The 16179-nt window shown below is 41.3% G+C and carries 15 protein-coding genes and 1 pseudogene; 2 read left to right on the top strand and 14 right to left on the bottom strand.

Annotated features, from left to right (window positions below; all coding sequences use genetic code 11):
• Positions 1–51: 51 nt before the first annotated feature.
• Positions 52–828 (bottom strand): SDR family oxidoreductase, encoded by a 777-nt coding sequence (locus AFK25_RS08160; RefSeq protein WP_035067373.1) that lies wholly within the window; start codon positions 826–828, stop codon positions 52–54.
• A gap of 13 nt (positions 829–841) precedes the next feature.
• Entirely contained in the window at positions 842–1675 is an 834-nt protein-coding gene (locus tag AFK25_RS08165) for a 5'-3' exonuclease (RefSeq protein WP_035067374.1), read from the bottom strand.
• Between the two features lie 489 nt (positions 1676–2164).
• Between AFK25_RS08165 and AFK25_RS08170 the strand changes: the two genes are divergently transcribed.
• Entirely contained in the window at positions 2165–3259 is a 1095-nt protein-coding gene (locus tag AFK25_RS08170; protein ID WP_240483463.1) for an IS4 family transposase, read from the top strand.
• 173 nt (positions 3260–3432) lie between these two features.
• On the opposite strand, the gene AFK25_RS08175 is transcribed toward AFK25_RS08170, so the two are convergent.
• The 4 genes and pseudogenes from AFK25_RS08175 to AFK25_RS08190 all read right to left on the bottom strand — a co-directional run bounded on the left by AFK25_RS08175 (position 3433) and on the right by AFK25_RS08190 (position 7616).
• Entirely contained in the window at positions 3433–4656 is a 1224-nt protein-coding gene (locus tag AFK25_RS08175) for an MFS transporter (RefSeq protein ID WP_240483462.1), read from the bottom strand.
• Positions 4657–4663: 7 nt separating this feature from the next.
• Positions 4664–5617, bottom strand: a pseudogene (locus AFK25_RS08180) (formylglycine-generating enzyme family protein); the annotation flags it as partial.
• A gap of 189 nt (positions 5618–5806) precedes the next feature.
• Positions 5807–6997 (bottom strand): ISL3 family transposase, encoded by a 1191-nt coding sequence (locus AFK25_RS08185; RefSeq protein ID WP_035067864.1) that lies wholly within the window; start codon positions 6995–6997, stop codon positions 5807–5809.
• Between the two features lie 103 nt (positions 6998–7100).
• Positions 7101–7616, bottom strand: a complete 516-nt coding sequence (locus tag AFK25_RS08190) for a hypothetical protein (protein WP_035067975.1) — start codon at positions 7614–7616, stop codon at positions 7101–7103.
• 330 nt (positions 7617–7946) lie between these two features.
• Here AFK25_RS08190 and tnpC point away from each other — a divergent pair, with 330 nt between their 5' ends.
• On the top strand, positions 7947–9395 hold the full coding sequence (gene tnpC / locus AFK25_RS08195; protein ID WP_049720885.1) for an IS66 family transposase: 1449 nt from the start codon (positions 7947–7949) through the stop codon (positions 9393–9395).
• Between the two features lie 465 nt (positions 9396–9860).
• Here the strand turns inward: tnpC and AFK25_RS08200 are convergent, their stop codons facing one another.
• The 8 genes from AFK25_RS08200 to AFK25_RS08245 form a co-directional block, all read right to left on the bottom strand.
• The gene (locus tag AFK25_RS08200) at positions 9861–11150 is read right to left on the bottom strand and encodes an ISLre2 family transposase (RefSeq protein ID WP_049720938.1); all 1290 of its coding nucleotides are present in this window, start codon (positions 11148–11150) and stop codon (positions 9861–9863) included.
• An 881-nt stretch (positions 11151–12031) separates the two neighbouring features.
• Entirely contained in the window at positions 12032–12385 is a 354-nt protein-coding gene (locus tag AFK25_RS08215) for a hypothetical protein (protein ID WP_035067563.1), read from the bottom strand.
• Between the two features lie 128 nt (positions 12386–12513).
• Positions 12514–12816 (bottom strand): hypothetical protein, encoded by a 303-nt coding sequence (locus AFK25_RS08220; RefSeq protein WP_009361400.1) that lies wholly within the window; start codon positions 12814–12816, stop codon positions 12514–12516.
• Between the two features lie 228 nt (positions 12817–13044).
• Positions 13045–13269 carry a hypothetical protein gene (locus tag AFK25_RS08225; RefSeq protein WP_019417793.1) on the bottom strand — a complete coding sequence of 75 codons (225 nt, stop codon included), beginning with the start codon at positions 13267–13269 and terminating at the stop codon, positions 13045–13047.
• 80 nt (positions 13270–13349) lie between these two features.
• Positions 13350–13550 (bottom strand): hypothetical protein, encoded by a 201-nt coding sequence (locus AFK25_RS08230; RefSeq protein ID WP_035067565.1) that lies wholly within the window; start codon positions 13548–13550, stop codon positions 13350–13352.
• 5 nt (positions 13551–13555) lie between these two features.
• Complete coding sequence (locus tag AFK25_RS08235) at positions 13556–13858, bottom strand: ferredoxin family protein (protein WP_006319754.1); 303 nt, start codon at positions 13856–13858, stop codon at positions 13556–13558.
• Positions 13840–15135 (bottom strand): FAD-dependent oxidoreductase, encoded by a 1296-nt coding sequence (locus AFK25_RS08240; RefSeq protein WP_035067567.1) that lies wholly within the window; start codon positions 15133–15135, stop codon positions 13840–13842. Before AFK25_RS08240 ends, AFK25_RS08235 begins: the two co-directional genes overlap by 19 nt.
• Complete coding sequence (locus tag AFK25_RS08245) at positions 15128–16177, bottom strand: electron transfer flavoprotein subunit alpha/FixB family protein (protein WP_009361405.1); 1050 nt, start codon at positions 16175–16177, stop codon at positions 15128–15130. The genes AFK25_RS08240 and AFK25_RS08245 overlap by 8 nt, the downstream gene beginning before the upstream one ends.
• Positions 16178–16179 lie beyond the last annotated feature (2 nt).

A 16179-nucleotide genomic window follows, 5' to 3' on the forward strand; every position in this document is an offset into this window, starting at 1 on the left:
GTATAATAAGGAGAGCAACTCGCCACCATTTTATGCGAAATCCACTACGCTTCATCCCCGCACAAATCCACCTTCCGAATGGATGATCTGTCCAGTAATCCATTCGGCTTCGTCGCTTGCTAGAAAGCGAACGAGACGCGCAGCATCGTTTGGTGTGCCGATTCGACCGAACGGAAATTTCGAAAGAAGGTACTGTTTTAGTTCTTCGTTCATCCATCCTGTATCGGTAGGTCCTGGATTGATGGCGTTTACGGTTATCTTTTTTTCGGCTACTTCGACAGCGAACGTTTTGACAAACGCATCGATCGCCCCTTTTGTCGCCGCATATGCGCTTTCTCCCGGCATTGGGCCAAGCGACTGCCCCGATGTCATCATAATAATTCGTCCACCTTGTGGTTTTGCAAACATATTGGCAAATGCCACACTTAACATGATCGGCGCTCTGACATTGACAAAATAGTGTCGGTCGAGCATTTCGCTTGTTAACGCTGAATATGGAAGCGAAACAGAATAGCAAGCGTTGTTTACTAAAATATCCGGTACACCAAACACCTCGCACACCTTATCGAGCAATACTTGCGGTGCTTCTTCTTTAGATAAATCGAGCTCGAAGGAATGGCACACGACACCGAGCGCTTCTAGCTTTCGTTGAATGTGAAGCGGTTCGTCTTGCTCCATCCCCCACGGCATCGTACGGTCGTATGCGCTCCAGTACGTGAAAAAAATATCTGCCCCTGCTTCGGCTAGCGCCTCACAAATTGCCGCACCGATTCCATGTTTCCGGCTCACCCCTGTGACTACTGCCTTTTTTCCTTTTAATGTTTTCAACCGTATTCACCTCTTACCGAATCGCTTCTAACACTTCCGCAAACCGCTTACGCTCATCATGCCATTTCGCCTCTTCCAACTCTAATTGAATCGGAATGTCACAATGAATGGCTGCCAGTTTGCGCGATAAATGAAGCAAGTCGAGATGTTCTGTTATTTTTTGTTGTTGCGCTTTTGTTAAGTTCGCTAAATTTGCGATGATTCCTTCAATTGATCCATATTGTTGAATGAGTTTAACCGCTTGTTTTTCTCCAATGCCACGTACACCTGGATAATTGTCGCTCGGATCACCCATGAGCGCTTTGACATCAATAAGTTGCTGTGGCTGAATCCCTTTTTCTTCAATAAAACGGTCGAGCGTATACGCTTCATAGTTGCCGATTCCTTTAGCCAATAAGTAAACCGTGACACGCTCGGAAAGAAGCTGAAATAAATCACGATCTCCGGTCATAATCGAAATGCGCATCTCCTCACGATATTGCTTCACAAGCGAGCCGATGCAATCGTCCGCTTCGGCACCGAGCACACCGATATTTGGAATGCCTAGCATCGCGACCACTTCTTTTGCCAAATCAAACTGCGGAATTAATTCACGCGGCGGCTCGCCACGATTCGCCTTATAGTCCGGAAACCATTCGGTGCGAAACGTCGTACTTCCCATATCCCAACAACAGACGACATGCGTCGGTTGAAGCGCATTTGTCGCCGCTTCAATATGCTTTACTACCCCATATACCGCATTCGTCGGCACCCCACGGCTATTCATCATCCATCGCGGCGCCGTCGCATAAAACGACCGAAACAATAACGCCATTCCGTCAATCAACAACAAATGTTCTCGTTCCATCGCTCGTTATCCTTTCTATGTATCGATGAAACAAGTATAACAAAAAACCACCCCATATGGGATGGTGGAAATTTTGAATGTTCACCCTACCGTGCTTCGATTGGTGGTCTCAATGAGCACCATGAACAAAAGTTTCTATATAAATACAAGTGAGAAGTTTAACTTATGGCTGAAGAAAAAGTAGACTCCCTATTTTTTCGACTGTCGGAGGCAAGTCTACGATTGGCCTTCGTCACTCAACAGTCGAAACATACCGATTACTCCATAAAAGACGAAAACGTTAAAGTCCCAAATTGCATTTATATAATATTTTTTGAGATCATTCCTGAATTTTCTACCCAAAAACAGGCGTGTTGATTAACCAATAATATCCATAAAAAACATAGAAAAAAGGGCACCTTTCCTGTAGAATGTAAGTAGCTACACAAACAAACCTAGGAGGTGCTCTCTATGCATAAGCATACCACACTCCCAAATTTGATGTAAAAAATTGTTTCTGATGAAGATCTCCAGTCGATTACCGAAGCCGTTGGTTACCATGACACTTCGGAGACGTTTACGGTGCGCACATTGGTTGATTTTTTTCTGTTGGCGGCACTTCACGAATGGAAAAGTTTCCGTCATGGTGCCGATGTGGCAAAGATGTATGGATTGCCGACGTTTCATTACTCGACGGTTTCTAAGAAAGCGAAAGAAGTTCCGTACGAGGTGATGAAGCGCTTATTTGCTTTGGTGGTTTCGAAGTGCAATCGCCAAACCCGCCGTTCGCTTCGCTTTCCAAAAGCATTGCGTGTAGTAGACTCCACGACCGTCACCGTGGGGAAAAACCGCCTGACATGGGCTCCCTATCATGGGGAACGATCTGGAGTGAACATGCACGTCGCGTATTCCCCTGAGCAACAAATGCCGAGCGACATCATAGAAACCGTAGGGCTGCGCCACGATGGACCGATTGGAGAACAGCTCACAGACGTGCAATCGGTTCTTGTCGAGGATCGAGCGTACTTCAAAATCGAACGCCTCGATCGGTTTGTCAAACAGAAGCAACCATTTGTGATACGGATGAAAGACAATGTCGAGATTCATCAGAAAAAGAGCCTAAAGCGCCTTTCTTCCTCCTCTTCTTCCATTGTGGCGGATTTTACTTGCCAGTTAGGAACAAAACAATGTCGTTCCAAAAAGCGCCATCGCGTCGTGATTTTTCAGGATGCGAACGGGCATGACATCCGTGTCGTCACGAACGTCTTAGAGGCATCGGCGGAAAAGATTGCCGAGATGTATCAAGAACGTTGGACGGTGGAAGTGTTTTTCCGATGGATCAAGCAATACCTAAACGTTCCAACCTTATTTGGCACCGACGAGCATGCGGTATACAACCAGCTTTTTGCGGCATTTATCGCTTATGTGTTATGGAGATGGCTATATCATCGCACGGAAAAATGGACAACCTCGTCCCTTACCTTTCTTTCGTTTGTTCGTCGTTTTTTCTCTGGACAACTTCCTCTCGAATGGAAATCCGAGATGGCAGCTGCCCTATTTGAGTATGCCCGAATATACGGGAAGAGTATGCCTAATTTTGGATAATCAACAGCCGTGGTTTTTCATCGTATTTAAGTAAAATCGAAGTGGATTAGCCCAAGTAACTGTATAATTAATACAAATATTTGAATATAACCATTAATGATATGAGGATTTTGATTCACTCCATATCGGATACCATCAATAAAGGAACTCTAAAAACAGAGAGGTGTAGGAAACTAAATAGTTTTGTTTACATTAAACTCTATTTTTAGATTCTTTAATGCAACAAAGATTAATATTGAGCTAACTAAGGTCATAAGTGACGCAAGTAAATAAATATTTTGAGGACCCAGTAAATCCGATATTGTTCCCATCAAGAAAATAGAAAAGCCAAAGACCACGCTATTTATTGAACTATAAAAACCATAAAATGCGGTTAAGTCATCATCTTTTACGTGAAGCTGTAGTAAAGTTCTTTGAGCCGAATCTCTTAATTGATAAAACAACCCTAACACAAAAACCAAAACCAGAGACATTAATGGAATTTTGTTAAGTCCAAATATAAAAACAAATACGCTAACTCCTAATGAGCCTAAGGACATACTAATAACCAATTTTCTTCTTATAATAGAAGAAATTATAATTAAAACACTGGAACTCAAAATAGTACCAAGGTAATAGCTTGTATTAATATATCCCCACCAATTTTCTCCTTTATGCAAGACCTCTCTAACAAAAGCAAGAGTAATACCACCAATCCATATACCACTAGCAATACCTTCAATAATATCGACTATCAACATTTTCAGAAGAAAAGGATTGCTTTTTACAACTCTCCAACCATCTAATCTAAATATTTTCTTCTTTTTATGTTTCATCTTATCAATTTTTATATTCATTGATTTAAAGAGGAGAGCTGGAAACAGATAGGAAAAAGTTATACCAACTAAGATCCAAAGTTTATCAAAGTATACTACCAGTAACCCGCCCATCCCCCAAGATAACAAGCTAACTGTTTGTTCTAAGAAGGAAATAATATTATTTGCCCTAAATAATTGTGTATGTGTCACAACCTTAGGAACTAATGAATTACGGCATGGCAAGATGATACCTTCAATATAACTAATAAAAAATACAAATAAATATATAAATGTTGTTGTGAATTTGTTTAATTCTATTAGTTTAAAATAGACTATAAAAAAACTTAGTAATAGCACTTGAAATAAATAAAAAGAAGAAATTAGTCTAGTAATTTCAAACCTTTCTGTATAAAAAGGAAGTTGCAACCCACTAATAATTTTAGCTATAGTTCTAACCAATGCGACAATTGCTGCAAGAGTTGCAGATTTTGTATATTCGTAAATAAAAGATGTTGCTACAATTGTATATAGAATACCAGAAATATTTGTAATAACATTTCCAAATGCCAACTTATAAAAATTCAAAGTCAATAGTATCACCAACACCTTAATATATTGCTTTATTAGTTATAGGTTTTTTTAATGCTCTCTGTATCAAATACACAGGAATATTTTTCACACATCTTATTCCCATTTCATTGTGTCGGCAAAATGGGATATCTTTGGCTCTATACGATGGAAACATTAAACCTGGATGAGAGTAAAACGATCCCCCTTTGAGCACTGCGAATGCGTTGGCTTTCGTTTGAGTACTTTCCCATACAGGATGAAACATTCTACGAGTTTTAAAATCACTTCTGGTCCACTCCCAAGTGTTCCCAACCATATCTACAACACCATAAAAACTTATGTTCGTTGGATTTTTTAATGAGATTGTATAGCTATCAAGTGAGGTGTCTTGATGAGCTTTTAATATCGTTTTTCGCCACTCGTCCAAGGAATCAATGTTTGTACCATACAAACTTCCCGAATATCTAACCTTTGTAGGATCAAACGAATTACCCCATGGCCATATTAATCCCTCGGGTCCTCGAGCAGCTTTTTCCCATTGAAATTCAGTAGGAAGCTCCTTCCCTTTCCAACGCGCAAAAGCAAATGCATCATAAAAATCAATACCAGTCACAGGATGGTCAGGTTTGTAACGCGGATCCCAGTAAGTATTACGTCTATGCTCTTTACCCTCTGGTTCATTAGGATGACAAAAAATATGTCCATTTTCTTCAATGAAATCGGTAAATTCATCATATTCTTTATTAGTAACGGGATACTTATCGATAAAAAATGGAGGAAGCCAAACTTTCATTTTTGGAACACTATCATTCCAATTAAATGTTTTGTAAGGAACTTCATTTTCATTTAATCCGTATTCAAAAAAACCACCAGGAATAAAAACCATTCCTTCCTCTTCAATTCTCTCGAACTCTTCTAACAATTCAGTCGGAATTTTTTCTTCAAAGTCATAGTTTCCCAGTAACACACCATATGTTTGAAAATAATGTTTGGGTCTTCACCATTTTCTGTGATTTCTACTCAATCCTAGAAACATGTTAGCTGGATGAAATAGGTTCATCAGTCAGGATCCTTCTTCCGCATACAGACCACGAAGTTGGTAGAATGGAAACAGTCAAGTGCTTTCCTTGACGGGTTCCATTCTACCAACTATCATACCGATAGCGGAAGAAGGGAGCGCTTAAGCAGCCTGACTACCTGTAGTGTTCCCTGTACACTCCAGAAATACACGCAAACGAAACCGTTCTAGATTTCGATAGCCATATGCCCGGCGTTTGATGTTTTTGATCTTGTGATTCGTCCCCTCGATCCGGGCATTGGTATATGGGCACAAAAAGTAGGAAAGAATAGGCTCCTTCCACCTTTCAAGCGTGTTGGCTGCTTCCTGAAAAGAAGCAAAAGGGCTCTGTTTGGCTAACTGAATCCATTCTTCCAAGCGTTCCTTTGCTTCGTTATATCCATCGGTTCGGTAAAAATCCCGAAACAACTCTTTCAGATAATAAGCAATGGAAAGTGCCGGATACTCCTCCAAGATATCGTCTAATCGAAGCCGTTGGTCCTTACGAAGCTTTTCACAGCCTTTTAAGAGAAGATATCGAGCCTTTTTCAATGGAGAACATTCCTTTCTTGCTTGATCCAAGGCTTGTGTCACTTTTTGAACCACATGGTACTTATCGATGACAATCGAAGCAGATGGAAACAGGGCACGAACCGCCTTATGATAAGGTTCCCACATGTCAAGAATCACCGTTTGGACCATTTCTTTCGACAGGACATTTTGACTCAACAAGTGGATGGCGGAGTTACATTGGCGATCGGCATGCATTCCCATGACCGATCCGGCTTTGGCATCCATCAATACGGTTTCATACTGATGTCCCTTTTTTACCGCGATTTCATCTAAGCTCAGCACCATCTCTTCTTGAGAAGATGCTTCGATCGCTGTTTGACGCTCTTTTGCTTTTTTCGATGCGATGGAGTAATAGATGCGTTCCAATGTCGTATATGGGATGCGGTGCTTTCGGCTAACCTCTTGAATGGTGGAGCCTTCACAAAGTTCATACAAGTACTCACAAAATCGATTGGTGTAGTGTTGATTGGGTTGAATCGATTCCAAAGAGGCGGAAAACACTTGGGAACAATTCCAGCACCGATAGCGCTTTACCTTTACGAACAAGTACACCGGTTGATGGAAAATCGCCAAATCCCGTACTTTTCTTGTCCGTCTGTCGTGGACAGAGGAAGTGGCAAAACCACAATGAGGGCAACGTTCCTGTGTCTCTGTTTTCTCTACATGAATCGCATAACCATAGGAAAGAAGTTCTTGTTTAATCACTTTAAATTCTGGCAATCCTAGTGGTATAGAAAGCACTTACGAGACCTCCTTAATGTTTATTTCACCGCTAACATTATTGCCAGGATCTCGTCAGTGCTTTCTCTTTTTTGTCACTAAATCACAAAATTTGGTGATGAACCTAATGTTTTAACATTCGAAGTTCCTCTTCACTTTTCGTTCCAAAAATATCCAGAAACGTTTCTAAAACCTTTTGAGCACCTAACCCCACCGGTTTGTTTGGAAAATGCAACTTCTCCGTTACATCACCAATTATTTTTGAAAGGTTTGGTATAGCTTCTTCAATTCTGTATTTTCCACAGACCTCCATTGCCCTAAATGAAACTAAGTCATCTGGATCAAGAGTAAGATTAACTATGGTTTCTACCGCAGAAAAGTAAGGGATCCAATTTTCAACTACTTCAATAAGTTTATATCTAACATATGCTATCGGGTGGGACATACACATTCCAAAAATATTTTCGGCCGCTACTGGATGTTCAACTTTATGTAGTAAAGGTAAAATTTTATGATCAATCAAATCTCTAAATTCCTCCGCACACTTAGGCGAAGTCTGCTCCATTAGTTGTTCTACTTCACTTAATATATCTATGTCTTTATTATATAAATCCAGGTGTTCGGCAGTTTTGCACAACATATTATCACCTCCAATAGGTATTTAGCTTTTCCGTATGTATGAAATTTATATAAAATTTAAATTTAAAGATTCTACTTCCGACTAAATAAATATGGATTCCGTCAGGATACCAAAACGAGTGGGTACACCAAAAATCGAACTTCTGACAATCTATTTTTATGATGAATTAAAAAGTTGAAATGTTAATTAAGATTTAAGTAGAACTATGTTTATATCCAAACATTACAATTAAAAATAAAGTAACTATTCAGCCACATCATAAAGTGAGCTGAATATTTTTTGCTTTTCCTGTCTATGATGTGAATATTGATAGACAAGGAGGTGAATCACATGTTGACGGTACAACAAGCTGTATTTACAGTTGAGGGCTTAATCGGCAAAGTCCAACAACAAAAACAGCTCATTCATCAACTCATTCAAGAAAATGAACATTTGCGTCAAGAAAACAAACAGCTACGCAAAGAAAATGAACAACTCAAGCATCGCGTTCAAGAGCTGGAAGCACGCACGAAAAAAAACAGCTCCAATAGCCATTTGCCCCCATCTTCTGACCGTTTTGAGAAAAAGCGTTCCTCCCGCGAGCCGTCTGGCAAAAAGCCCGGTGGGCAAGAGGGACATGAGGGGACGACGCTCCGTCAAGTGGAACATCCACATCATCGTGTCGTCCATCGCGTACATACGTGTCAAGGATGTGGGGCTTCTTTGCGTGACGTCAAACCGTTCAAAGTCGATGTCCGTCAAGTGTTTGATCTGCCTCCCGTGTCGATTGAAGTGACACAACATGAGCGTGAAGTGAAATCATGTCCGCATTGTCGATGCGTGCAACAAGCGGAGTTTCCACCACATGTCACGAATCATGTGCAATACGGTCCACGTCTTACTGCGCTCGTTGTTTATTTGCATCATATCCAATTGATCCCTTACAAGCGTTTAAGTGATACAATCGAAGCGTTATATCAACACTCGGTTAGTACAGGAACCCTTGCCAATATGGTGAAACGAGGACGCGAAGCGCTGGAATCCAATATGGACATGATCGAAGACGCCTTACTTGACTCTAACATCTTGCATGTCGATGAAACGAGTTTGCGCATCAATGGTAAACTCGCATGGGTGCATGTCGCATGTACGTCGACATATACGTACTTGGCTTTTCACGCTTCTCGTGGAAAGAAAGCAACGGATGAGATCGGGATTCTTCCACAATACAAAGGGACGATGATGCATGATGCATTCGGTACGTATCCGAGATACACGAAAGCCACACATGCTCTTTGCCATGCCCATCATTTACGTGAGCTAAAAGGCTTCATCGAACAAGGCCATACATGGGCATCGCGCATGACCACGTTTCTGTTAGCCGCCAAACAGGCAGTCGAAGCGCATCACGGTGCACTTTCCGAAGAAGAAGCGAAACGATGGGAACGAGTGTATGATCGTATCCTAGCGAAAGCACAGCACCGATTGGAAACGATGACACCTCTTCCGAAAAAAGCACTCGCTTTTATTCGACGGCTTCAAAAACGAAAGGAAGAAGCGCTGCGTTTCTTATGTGAAGTGCATGTTCCCTTTGACAATAACCAAGCCGAGCGAGATCTTCGCATGGTCAAAGTCAAAGAGAACATCTCGGGTACATTTCGTGACGAAACGTTCGCGCAGTCGTTTTGCATCGCAAGAAGCATCGTTTCCACACTTACGAAACACGAAAAAAACGTGTGGGACTCGTTGTGTCTTCTGTTGGCAGGCGAAACGATCGATCGAGTTCTTTCCGCTACCTAGGGCATTTTCTATGACCGAAATGCCCTATTTGTGCTGGGCTTTTTTATACACTAGCACTGGGGTGAATAGTTACAAAATAAAAATATTAAGCATTAAGCCATTAAGGAAATAAACATACTATAAGGCAGGGGGAGATCTCATCAAACAAGATGAGATACCCCATAAAGTATTAACCCCATTTTTCGTTTTGCATACAAATCGTTGGTTGAGAAAGAGCTTTTCTCCAATTCTTGTTTAACTTTTTCATATTGTCACCTCATTTACCAATTGTAAACAGTTAATACAATTTAAATTTAAAATTATATTAACATTTTGTCAATATGTTTTTTTAAAAAGATTGAGTCAAGAGTTTGTGGGAGATTTTTTTCTATCTCAAATGAATGGATATATATGGTTTTATCAACCCGATTTTTGTAAGCGTTTTCTAATCCTCTCCTCCTGCTTTTTGTGCCTTTTTTTGCTTTTTTAAATCCCTTTCAAGCCTTTCAACACTTCATATATAGGCGTTCCACATGATTGCTGGAGATAGCGAATATTGCCTCGTACCAACTCCACTACCTTTGTTCCTGCATTCTTGACTGCCTTTTTCACGAGTGTGAATCGCTTCGTTTCTCTCTTCTCTTCCTCGATGACTATCTCTCCTCTCCGCGTCTGAATCGTTAACCCGTCTTTCACAGCTACCATCACATGTAAAAACGCTTGAATCCCTGCTTCACACCAACTCCGTCCATCTTTTACGCGCTTCGCAAACACGTGCATCGTTCCCTCTGCACTTCCCATCGGGCGCATTCCTGTCGTATCTATTCCTTTCTCCCGCAGCCATTTACGGTAGTCACTTAAGCATCCTGGCATCGATTCGATCCGTTGGATCAATCCCTCCAACTGCTTTTCTTTCTTCTCCTCCCCTAGCGTGCCTACTGCACTATGCAGCTCAGTTAATAACCCATGTTCATCGAACAAGGCCAGCTTTTTCTGAATCGTCCGGTACCGTGGGTGATCTTTTAAACAGTCGCGAATCTCTCTCGCTACATGGAACCGATCTAGTTGGAAAAATGCTCGTTTCCCGAAATAGTCGCGACAAGCTGTAATCCACGCAGCTCCATCGCCATTGATCACCACCCAATCTCTCGTTGGGTCATAGCCATATTCCTCGATCAAAAACAACTCTAACCCTTCCCACACCGGCTCTTTTGTTTCGTGGACATAGTGCCGTTTCCCCACCAAGGATACCCGTTTCCCATGGACCTTCCATCCTTGGTGCACCGCCAAAATTTTTTCTTCCTTTCCTCTTCGGCGGCTTCGCTGCCGTTTCACATATAGTCCGTCCGCCTCCACGAACAACACCTGTCGCTTCCTTTCCATCGGGCGATGGGTTTCCACCGTTGCTTGTAACACAAGTTGGCGAATCGTTTCATGGCTCATCACCGCATAGCCTACTATCTTCTTTAGCGCTTCGGCCGCTTGGCGATACGAAGGCCCTGTCACGGCTAATTCGATGGCGGTTTCCTCCAATAATGGACTCACTCCTTTTGCCCCATCGAACCCGAGGAACGCATCTAATAAGCACGTATACACGCCTTTTTCTCGATCCAAATAGTAATTGCGTCGAACCTCCACCTCCCCAAATAACGTCTGCATCTGTACCGTTCGTTTATCTTTTAGGTAATAACGCTTTTTATCTCGTTGCTTGGCTAGCTCTTCATCCAGCCATTCCAATACCTGTTGAAGCATTTCTCCATAGGTTTTTTGTAACATCGAAAACAATTCTGCTTCTAACTCTTTTCATGTTTGCCCACCTGTGATAAACTGTTGCATAGAACTCTCTGACCTCCTTGGTGATTTGGTTGCACTATCACAATACAGGAAGAGAGTCCTTTTTGCATCTTTTTTGCTCATCCTCCTTCTTTTATCAAGGGAACCTCCCCTTGAAGCATATGAACGAGGACTTCACTTCCTCCCACAAACATTTTACTCATACTGCAAACAACAACATTAACCCATGACGCTCAACTAGCATCATTGGTTTCATTGTTATTCACTAAAAACGCCTTTTAAAATTTTTAAAAAGAGAGACCATCTTTCGTATCAACCATACAGCAATAAATACAATAATATACGTGGTTACAGATATAACAACTCCTTTTAATAAAAGAAGCGAAATACCTTTCCATCCTTCTTTAGACCAACTAATATACAGGATATATACAAGAAATACAAAGAATACAATATAACTTTTTTTCATACTGTTCCTCTTTCAAACTTTGAAATCATACGTAGATAAAACGCTATCAGCTCTGACACCAAACGTCCTTATCTCTAAATCGTACTTGAAGTCAAATGGCATGATATGAACGACCCAAATACCATCCGGTTTGTTTAAATGAAGAAACAAAGAAAAATCTACAATTGAAAATACTTTTTGTATAGTTTTTTGAGGATCTATTTTGATCTTAATTCCAAAAATCTTTTCTCCATATGGGTGATTCCATATCATTTCAACAAACCTGTCTATTTTCTCCACATGTGAAACAACACAATGAACAATGCAATATTTATCAAGTGGAGTAAAAACTTTCTTTATTCCTAGAGGATTGCGATCACTATCAAGTTCGGTGCAACTATTTACACTAAACAACTTAATAACGACCACCGCCAATTAATTTATGAAGTTTATTTTCCACTTTTGTTATGCCGTCATCAATTGCTTTGCCTACTTTTGTATTGTCAAACCATTTTTCTACTGCAGCAACTTTGTTCATACTGCCTATTACATAACTTCCGGCGAAATATCCTGCTACTGTACCTTTTGCCGTTTCTGAAGCCACTTTTCTTTCTAACATAGTGAATCCTGTAGTTGCAGCTTTATATGCTCTCACTCCATTACCTATCCCACCTGTAGCCATCCCAACGACATTAGAAATCGTATTACTTCTCAAATCATCAGCAATAGAACTGACAACCCAATGTGCAGCTTTTTGTATTTTATTCATGGTATCCCTCCTAACGAAAGAATATTTTACGAAATAATCATAAAAAAAATATGTCAATCCTTTTTTAGAATAAATTGTATATAAAGAAATAAAAAACCACACCAGATGGGATGGTAGAAATAATGAAGCTAGCCTTCTGCAAATAATCTTCTTCCGATATCATATCCAACTGCTCCGATGTAAATCGGTACGACAAAAGCAACAGACGGATAAAACGGAATGGATACAAGCGTTGCAATAATAAAAACGACTGCCGAATGAAATTTCTTATCGAAAAACAAAAGAACACCTTCTGTCACTATACAAACAAGCAAAATGAGCAACAACGCAAACGGAAAAACAGCCCACGTAAACGACCGTGAACTGAATAGCGAAAGCGCTAAGGAAAACAACACAATCGACAGGAAAACTTTTTTCAAAAATAGTTTCATAACTCACTTCCTTTATTATCTGGATAAAAGAAAAAGAGTGGCAAACTCCTACGCTGTTTTGACTGTCCCCTTTTCTTCCAATCTGTGACCGAACGGACAATTTTTCTATTGATTAAACAATATAATCTCCCTAGCCTCAATGTCTCTGCTTTCTTTACTTTGACTCATAGTCTGAGGAGTGGCAAGAATGACTTTCACAGTTACTTCTTCCGTAAAGTCGTCAACACTTCATTTGTTGCCATCTTCATCACTGAATTTTGTTTGATCTGTGATTCGGACTGTACAAGGATAGCTTATATCCTCTACGTTATTTTTCCTTTTCTTTACTTCATGGGAACAGTCCACGACAAAATAATTTTCTCCAATACTATAAAGCGTTCCTTCAAAAGACTTTGTTCCTGTACAACCAATCAAGAGTAAACTGACCAAGACGAAAACAACAGTTCTAATCATTCGAATGATACTCCTTTGTTTTTATATATACCAATCCCCTTTTTTATAACAAATTGTATATAAAGAAGCAAAAAACCACCCTACGATAAAGGGTGGCTTACATGAGAAGAACCGCGAATCGTTTGTTTTTTTGTTAGTTCTTCATCGACTGTTAATAACGTTTTGTTTTCCCAGCTGACGAAGTAATCTTCCCATAAGACGTGGCAACGATCATCGGTTACTTCTAGCACAATGCCTCTCGTTCCATCCAGATAGACGACGCAGTCTCCGATGTGAAACATAGCGATCACCCTAGACGGAAGACGATGCCATGACCACCGCGTGGATATTCCCACCGAATGTTTTCGTGCGGACAGCCAATGCGACAACTGCCGCACTCATGACAGCCTTCATAGCCAACATGCATGCGAATATCTTCCCATTTATAAACAGCTGCTGGACAAAAAATGGTACAAATTTTATCGGGACATTTCGTTAAACAAATGTTGTCATCAAGCACATGAAGATGCGATTTCGTATCCGCATTAAAGCGAACTAAATATTGCTTTTCTTCAATCGTTTGCGCCTTCATCATTTCATCACCTTCCATGCTTTCATCATATCGCGTGCCAGCTTAAACTTTTGTTTCGTCGAGCCGAGATCACGCCAAATTTTTTTCTGTTTTTCCCATTTCGATGCCCCGTCCACCGTAAACATTTGGCTTGCTGCGCGGTTGAGCATCGGGATGTATTGTTCAAAATATTGTGGGAACGATTCAAAATGATGGGTCGCATCTTTATATTTTTTCAAGTCTTGCCCAATAAAGCTTTCCATCAGTTTCATTCGGTATTGATCAAGCATGCTTTCGGAAAAGTCGTTTTGCTCTTTTGCCATAATGATTGTTTCTGCCGCTAATCGACCAGAAGTCATCGCCATATTGGAACCTTCGCGATGAATCGCATTGACAAGCTGTGCCGCATCCCCAACAACAAGCACCCCGTTGCCTGCCACTTTCGGAATAGAATGATAACCACCTTCTGGGATCAAGTGCGCTAAATATTCGACAGGTTCACTCCCTTGAATGTATGGGCGAATCATCGGATGATTTTTCACATGCTCAAGCAGCTCATACGGCTTGATTTTATGTTTAATTAATCCAGATAAAAGCGTACCGACGCCGATGCTGAGTGTATCTTTATTCGTATATAAAAATCCAGTGCCAACAATCCCTTTCGTCGCATCGCCAAAAATCTCAATCGTACAGCCTTGGTTGGCTTCAAGATTAAAGCGGTCTTCAATCACGTTTTTATCTAGTTTTAAAATTTCCATCGTCGCTAAAGCGACTTCATCAGGCCGCCATTCGCGATGAAACCCGAGCTGTTTCGCTAAGAGCGAGTTGACGCCGTCTGCTAACACGACTACATCCGCGTAAATGTCGCCATCTGGTCGGTCTGTGCGGACACCGATGACGCGGCCGTTTTCGACGATACATTCGACCGCTACCGTTTCACAAACGAGCAATGCTCCTTGTTCGACTGCTTTTTCGGCAAACCACTGGTCAAATTTGGCGCGCAATACGGTGAAATTGTTATACGGCTCTCGTCCCCACTCTAATCCTTTGTAACTAAACGTTACCGCCGATTCTTTATCCATCATCATAAACCGCTGCTCGACGATTGGGCGTTCTAGCGGTGCTTCTTTATAAAACTCTGGGATAATATCTTCCATCATTTTTCGGTATAATACACCGCCCATGACGTTTTTCGCTCCTGGATATTCGCCGCGCTCTAAAAGTAGCACGTGAACCCCTGCTTTTGCTAGTTCATAGGCACAAGCTGTTCCAGCTGGTCCTGCGCCAACAACGATACAATCAAATTTTTCAGGCATGGCGGATCTCCTCCTTCACATCGGCAGCTGCTTTTATCTTCGGAATTTCTTCTTTCAATCGTTCAATTAAAAGCGGGACAATTTCAAACGCATCGCCGACTATACCGTAGTGGCATGATTGGAAAATCGGAGCGTTCGGGTCCTTATTGATGGCGATAATGAGCTCCGAATTTTGCATGCCTACAACGTGTTGAATTGCTCCGGAAATGCCGATCGCAAAATAAATTTTTGGCGTGACAGTCACACCGGTTTGCCCGACTTGGTGATGATGGTCAATCCATCCCGCCTCTACAACATCACGGCTCGCTCCAACGGCACCACCAAGCACTTCTGCGAGCTGATGAATGAGTTGGAATCCTTCTTTGCTGCCCATCCCTTTTCCGCCAGCAACAACAATGTCCGCTTCGTCAATACGCACTTTTTTCGCTGTCTCTCTCACAATCTGTAACACTTTCGTCCGCATTTCTTCTTCGTGTAACTCAATATGCTCCTCGATCACGCGACCTGTGCGCGACGGATCCGGTGGTAACGCTTTCATTACTTTTGGACGAACAGTTGCCATTTGTGGACGATATTTTTTACATAAAATCGTTGCCATAATATTTCCGCCAAACGCCGGGCGGCTCGCTAACAATAACCCTGTATCTTCTTCAATATCAAGTATTGTCGTATCCGCTGTTAATCCTGTCGGTAAATCGGTTGCGATGGCACTCGCCAAATCTTTTCCAGATGGCGTCGCCCCATATAAAATGACTTCTGGTTTATGTTTATGGCAACAATCGAGCAAAGCGCGCATATATGGTTCTGTTCGGTAATGTTCAAAAATTGGATCATCATATACATATACAACGTCTGCACCATATTGAAAAAGTGTTGAGGCAAGTGCTTTTACACCTCTACCAATTAAAACTCCTGCGAGCTCTGTTTTACGTTTATCTGCTAGCGCCCGTCCTGCTCCTAATAATTCTAACGATACAGGAGCAATTTGCCCATCTTTCACTTCAATGTATATCCATATCCCCCGATAATCATCGAAATTCATGC

The sequence above is a fragment of the Anoxybacillus gonensis genome, assembly GCF_001187595.1.
In the GTDB taxonomy this organism is placed as follows: Bacteria; Bacillota; Bacilli; order Bacillales; family Anoxybacillaceae; genus Anoxybacillus; species Anoxybacillus gonensis.